We start from the raw sequence: 3,428 nt of genomic DNA, 5'->3' as shown, positions 1-3,428 counted from the left end.
GCGTCCTCCAACATGTCAACTTGCAAATTGCACACCAGTTTCTGTATGTGCCGGATCCTGCAGCACCTCAACGCTGTCAGCTGGCACACCCGCACTTACCTGCAATGACATGTGAAAACGCTGTTCTGAATCAGCAAGGCCAATCCTTCAAAAGGCAAACAAGGCAAGTCCAGGCAAATCGCACACATGAATCTCAATGTCAACTCTGCCATGCGCGTGCCAAATTTAGCACTCCGCACCTGGACCTGCGGCACAGCGGCAGCTACCGGCGCCAGGGCCAGCTCCATTTTGATCAATGAGCGGTGGGTGAGATCTCAGCTCCAAGTCTAAGTCCGTGCTGCGACTTATATTAAGACTTCTAAGACTTGCCTCCGGCGCTGTCGCCGGACAGCTCGTCGTCAGCAGCAGCAGCAGCATCATCGTCGCCCTCATCGCCCAACGGGTCGTGGGGGTCCAGCGGGGCCGGGGGGACCTTGCCGCCGCGCCTGCGTTTCTGCTCAATGCCCTTGTGGTCCTTGTCGGTCTTGCGCTTCGTCTTACCGTCCTGGGCCGCTCCGACGACAGCAGCCATGAGCCTGGCCTCGTACAGGGGGTCCGTGTCGTCCGACATGCACCTCCAGATGGCCTTCTCCAGGCGCTTCATGAGCATCGTGCTGTGCGTGTCGCTCAAAGCCATGCCTGTGTAGACGATGTTGCGCTTGTAGGCGCAGAGGGCCAGAGCGCCATCGCCGGGAGTCAAGTCCAGCACCGCTTTCAAAGGCATGGCTGCGAGCAACTCGTCGTAGAAGCTCCATGGCATGGCGTGGAAGAAGACAGCCTCCACCGTGTCCTTGTCCCGCGCCGGCGCCTTCTGCCTATTCTGCTCGTCCTCCTCCACGTCGTCGTCCAACCGGCCGCCGACAGCGATCAAGTTGGCCGCCGTGAAAATGTCCTTCTTATCGGCCCAGGTTGCCTCCCAGGACTCGCTCAGGTCCGGCAGGATGATGGGCCCCATCAAAGTTCCAGCCGTGGATCCCCTCCAGTGCTGGAACCCAACAGGCTGGACTGCAGGTGGAGCTGCGCTGACAACGAGCATTTGCTCAGTTTGGCGGAAGGAGCCGATGGTGCCCTTATTGACCCGCTTGTAGCGATTCATGAGGCTGGCCTCATCCTTCCAGAGCTGGAAAGTCTTCACGGTCTTGGTCATGCTCTGGAACGGCTTCAAGAGCTCGCTGGTGTTGCCTAGCCGCCCCCCATCAAATAGGAAGTACAGGTCGCCCTTTGGGATCTCATCCTCTGCCACCTCGGCTCCGAAGCGGCTTCGGGCGAGGTCGATGAGGCGACGCAGCTGCTCGGTCCTCAGCGGAGGGACCCGCAACATCGGCCGGTGGTTGGCCTCGCCCGCCACTTTGAAGTCGTAGAAGATGCCTATGTACTTGGACTTTGTTGGGTTGCCCGGCTGCGGCTCCCCACGCAGCTTTCCCCCGGCCGTGGCCGTGAGTGCCGCAGACAAGCCGTGGGGGTGAGGGTCCTGCGGATCCTGAGAAATCAGGTAGATTTGGGCAGCAATGTGCTGGCGCGTGGCGCTCATGATGGTACGGATGGTTTCACGCCTGGCCCCATCCTGGATCTGGCTGGCCTTCACCACGGTGGGCTCGTTGCTGTCGCCCGTGGGTGGCAACCGGAAGCTGATGTCGTCCATGTCTGCATCCTCCGGGTCTTGGTCATGCGCGCTGCTCGTGCCTTGCTCAGCCTCGGCGGGCTGCGCCAGCTTCTGCTCCTGCTGCCGTTTGTCCTCGATTTCCCGCAGGTCCTCCGCCAAGCCCTGCGCAAGCACGGCGTCATCTGCAGACTTGCCAGCCCTTAAGGCAAACTTGACGGCATGGTCGTAAGTGCGGCCAAAGACCACCTCCGAAAAAAAGTTCAGGAACTTGGTTTCTGATGCCGGACGCCCAGCCCGCCAAGACTTGTCCAGCGACTCCTCATTTTCAAACCAGGACTTGAATGACTCCGCCACACTGGCAACGACTGTCAACCAGTCGCCCGACTCTGGATTGAGCATGACCCTGGCCTTGGCGAGGAGGGCGCTCTTGAGGTTCAACTTGTAAATGAGCATGTCGGCAACGCCGCGGTTACCGGACTGCGCCGAACCCTTGATGTCGGAGATGCTCAGGGACTTGCCATTCCCCCGGCGCCAGTTGTACCAAATCCCCTGGGCGACCCAGATAAGCTGAGCCTGGTTGTTGGCCTTGCATTTGTCAATGATTGCCTGCAGCCGCGAATGGCTGTCGAAGGGGTTGGGGTCCTCTGACAGGGCGCTGCGCTCGTCCAAGTCCTGCAGGCACCAGGCAATCGACGGCACGTCCAGGAGCTTGTTGGTGATGGTCGCGCAGCAGTCAACGAAGTTGAAAGTGACAGTCCCTGAGCCGCCAGGCACCATCTGCAATTTCTCTTGGTAGGTCTTCGCGATGGCGCTTGCCGTCACCTCCGCTGCTGGCAACGTCTCCCTCATCTTCTTCATGAGGCGGCTGATCTCATGCACCCGCTGGAGAGTGCTCCGGTGAACAGCGGTGTAGGTCATGGACACATGCTCGCGCTGGTTCAGGGCGTACCAGTAGCGGTCTGAGGCTGAGGGCATCAGTCTGAAAACGCAAGTTGTGCTCAGGGCAACCTGCTTCCAAGCCTGCAGGACCTCATCCGACTCGCTGTTCCGGACGTCGCGCGCGATTGCCAGGACAATCGCCCCAGTGACCTCTTCCGGCGAGACCCTCAGAAGTGCCCCCGTGCGCTCCAGAGGGTTGTAATCATGGTCTGGAACCGCAACGTGGACCGTCCCAAGTGGCGTTGGACTGCCGAAGGTCGTCTTCGCCATGAGCTCGATAGCGGAAACGCGGAGTGGCACTCCAGGAGTCGCGCTCCACAGGAGGTCAATCCAGAAAAAGTTGATGCCAGCCGTGTAGCTCTGACCTGCTGTCTTCAGCGCAGCGCGGTAGGACTTGAGGTCAAACGGCGATTGCGTGCCGGACTCAGTAGCATTGGCCGTGATGCCAGCAGGCTTGGCACCCTGGATGTTGTGAAAGAGGTCATGTTCCTGAATGCAGGCCCAAGCATTGGCCAGCTTCTCAATGTAGGCGAGGTTGGCGCTGTCCTTCTCGCCGGGGAGCAGCTCAATCTCGACCGATCTCAACAGAGCTGCGGCCGCTGGCTCAGGCTGAACTTTTCCTTTCCTCCCCATAGCTAAGGTAGCCTGTGCTGGGCACAAGTGCCTCCTACCACAAAGGTCAAGATGGCTTGTGCTGGGAAGGGTTCTGATAGGCCAATAAACATGGCCTGTGCTGGGCACAAGGACCTCCTTTGGGCCAAGTGGCGGACGTGCGGAGCGTGTGAAATGGGCAGACACTCAGGGGCACCCCCGAGTGTCCTAAGGGCTGGGTAAGCAGAAAGCTACA

Annotated in this window: 1 protein-coding gene; it reads right to left on the bottom strand. The window is 59.9% G+C overall.

The genetic code is table 11. The annotated features are described in order from the left end of the window. Nucleotides 1–358 precede the first annotated feature (358 nt). A complete protein-coding gene (locus ABWP84_RS18375) occupies nt 359–3,166 on the bottom strand; it encodes a hypothetical protein (protein WP_353213474.1) in 2,808 nt (935 codons plus the stop codon). Nucleotides 3,167–3,428 lie beyond the last annotated feature (262 nt).

Origin of the sequence: Rhodovarius sp., assembly GCF_040399605.1 — a bacterium.
Lineage (GTDB): Bacteria > Pseudomonadota > Alphaproteobacteria > Acetobacterales > Acetobacteraceae > Rhodovarius > Rhodovarius crocodyli_A.
The sequence above is the reverse complement of the archived record's forward strand: the minus strand, read 5'-3'. Positions and strand labels throughout refer to the sequence as shown.